Here is a 2,732-nt window from a genome sequence, read left to right on the forward strand (position 1 = left end):
AGCAGTTAGTTCGCTGGAGCGTTGCGCCGGCGAGTGAGCAATCACCATTGTCCGAGTGCGTCCGCCTTGAACAACTTTCAACACACTAAATAGGTTATAAAGAAATCCGACACATTTCAAAAAACGTTGGAAATCCAACTAATGTCGTTTTTCGTCGGTAGCAATTTTTCATTTACACAATTATACTTATTATACAGAGAAAAACAACTACTGTCTAATATCTTTTTATAATGAATGGGAGAGCAAAAACATGGATTTTTACAACTTTTATACAGGAAAAGAATTTGAAGCATATCAGTACCTTGGTGCTCACGTATGGGATGGCGGAACCACCTTCCGTACATTTGCCCCGGCAGCGCAGCGAGTATCTGTAATTGGTGAGTTCAACGGCTGGACAGAGACTCCTATGAACCGCGTTCATGATGGCAATTTCTGGGAATGCACCATGAATAATGTAGGCTCTGACCTGATGTATAAATACAGAATTTACCGTCAGGACGGCTCCTTCGTGGACCATGCAGACCCCTATGCTTTTTATAGCGAGATGCGTCCAGGCACTGCTTCAAAGACCTATGCTCTTGGCGGTTATGAATTTGGCGACAGCAAATGGCTGAAAAACCGCAAAGCAAGCTACGACAAACCAGTAAACATTTATGAAATGCATTTTGGCTCCTGGAAAAAACGAGGCGAAGGACAGGAAGACTGGTACACCTATGAGGAACTGGCACCGATCCTTATCACCTATTTGAAGGAACACGGCTATAATTATGTGGAGATCATGCCTCTCTGTGAGTACCCATGCGACGAATCCTGGGGATATCAGGATACAGGATATTTCAGTCCAACCTCCCGCTATGGCAAGCCGGAAGAATTGAAAGCATTTGTAGACCAGTGCCACCAGGCTGGAATTGGGGTCATTCTGGATTTTGTTCCAGTGCATTTTGCAGTGAATGATTATGCGTTGGCAGAATATGACGGAACAGCCCTTTATGAATATCCAAACATGGCAGTTGGCCGCAACGAATGGGGAAGCTGCAATTTTATGCATTCCAGAGGAGAAGTTTGCAGTTTTCTGCAGTCCTCTGCCTATTACTGGATGAATGAATTCCATTTCGATGGCCTTCGCATGGACGCAGTAGGAAATCTGATTTACTGGCAGGGGGACGCAAGCCGTGGAGAAAACCTGGCAGCTCTGAAATTTATCCGTACCATGAATCAGGGCTTAAAGGAAAGAATCCCTGACTGCCTCCTTTTTGCCGAGGATTCCACTCCATATCAGGGTGTGACAAAGCCGGTATGGGAGGGCGGACTTGGATTTGATTACAAATGGGATCTTGGATGGATGCATGATACTCTGTCTTATTTTCAGGCAGATGCAAAAGAAAGACAGGAAAAATATCACAAGCTGACATTCTCTATGATGTATTTTTACAATGAGCGCTATATCCTGCCGCTGTCCCATGATGAGGTTGTCCACGGAAAGGCAACCATCGCCCAGAAGATGAACGGTGGTTATGATGGGAAATTTCCACAGGCAAGAGCTTTCTATATGTATATGTATGCGCACCCGGGTGCAAAGCTGAATTTCATGGGAAATGAGCTGGCACAGCTGAAAGAATGGTGCGAAAAGGATGAGTTGGACTGGATTTTGCTGAAATTCCCTGTTCATGAAGCATTTCATAAATTCATGGCAGATCTGAACCAATGCTATCTGAAGAACAGTGCTTTTTCCCAGAGAGATTTCAGCCAGGATGGTTTCTCATGGGTGGATTGCCATCAGGAGCAGAAGTGCATGTATCTGTTTGAAAGAATCAGTGGGGATCAGAAAATTTTGGCTGTGTTCAATTTCTCCGACGAAATCCAGGAATACACTTTGGAAAAAGATTATGCCGGATATGAGCTTCTCCTTGCAAGTGATATGGTGAAATATGGCGGTAAAAAGCGCTACACGAAAAAAGAAAAGGTAATTACAGGCGGAAAAGCAGTATTTAAAATGGGACCATTTTCTGCCAGATATTATCTGGTGAAATAAGGAAAAGTATATAAATAAAAAAGACCTGTATCCGGATAAAATTCTACAATGATGGAACCTTGTCATTGGTTTTATCTGGAGTACAGGTCTTTATGATTGCTGCGTACAGCAGTCAATGAGCTTCTGTAATTGTAGGAAAATGCAATGCAAAAACGCAATGCGTATAATTTATTTACCAGGAGAGAGATGCTCCTTGATAGCGGTAAAACTCTCTGGACTGATGACATGCTCGATACGGCATGCATCGGAGGTTGCAGTTTCCGGATCAACACCCAGACTGATCAGCCAGGAGGACAAAAATTCATGTCGCTCATAAATCATATCTGCAATCTTCTGTCCGGATTCGGTAAGATAAATATATCCTTCTGGAGTGACAGTGATATGGTTCTTTTCACGAAGGTTCTTCATAGCAACACTGACACTTGATTTCTTAAATCCAAGCTCATCAGCAATATCAACGGAACGCACAACAGGTTTCTTTTTGCTGAGAATAAGAATGGTTTCCAGATAGTTCTCAGCGGATTCATTAGATTTCACGATAGATCACCTCAATTTTTTGCGTGTGTAGCAGTACACGTATATTACCTATAGAATACCATAGTTTACCGATTAGGGCAATTATTTTTTGCAGAAGAAAAAGCGTAGTATGAACCATTTATGATAATGTCCTAATATACCACAAAGGAAAATGTCCCAATGT

2 protein-coding genes are annotated in these 2,732 nt (G+C 42.6%); one reads left to right on the forward strand and one right to left on the reverse strand.

Translation table 11 applies throughout. The features are described 5' to 3' along the window. Positions 1-250 precede the first annotated feature (250 nt). Positions 251-2,032, forward strand: a complete 1,782-nt coding sequence (glgB, locus tag LIZ66_RS18170) for a 1,4-alpha-glucan branching protein GlgB (protein ID WP_187565079.1) — start codon at positions 251-253, stop codon at positions 2,030-2,032. Between the two features lie 168 nt (positions 2,033-2,200). On the opposite strand, the gene LIZ66_RS18175 is transcribed toward glgB, so the two are convergent. Then, on the reverse strand, positions 2,201-2,569 hold the full coding sequence (locus tag LIZ66_RS18175) for a metal-dependent transcriptional regulator (protein WP_118578152.1): 369 nt from the start codon (positions 2,567-2,569) through the stop codon (positions 2,201-2,203). Positions 2,570-2,732: the final 163 nt, after the last annotated feature.

This window comes from Blautia faecis (genome assembly GCF_020554845.1).
In the GTDB taxonomy this organism is placed as follows: Bacteria; Bacillota; Clostridia; order Lachnospirales; family Lachnospiraceae; genus Blautia_A; species Blautia_A faecis.